The following is a 231-nucleotide window of genomic DNA, read 5'->3' on the forward strand; positions in this document are numbered from 1 at the left end:
GTTTTGGATACGTCATCTCCAGATTATGTTAAAGCACGGAAAATTTATTATGACGAGCGTACTATTGGTGATGCCCTCGAGCAAGGAGAGAAAGCACTGAAGAAAAGCGTTAATCTCGATACAATTAAAAGTCAACTTTCGGATTTGGGGTTGATGGAAAAAAATGCCTTTCAAAAAGGTGTACGCTCACAAGTAGAACATGCCGCAGGCAATGCACAGAATTTTGACCAC

Annotated in this window: 1 pseudogene; it reads left to right on the forward strand. The window is 40.7% G+C overall.

From position 1 onward, the window contains the following. Window positions 1-231, forward strand: a pseudogene (locus ACFINZ_RS11255) (hypothetical protein); the annotation flags it as partial.

Origin of the sequence: Bartonella sp. AA81SXKL, assembly GCF_042196945.1 — a bacterium.
Classification (GTDB): Bacteria; Pseudomonadota; Alphaproteobacteria; order Rhizobiales; family Rhizobiaceae; genus Bartonella.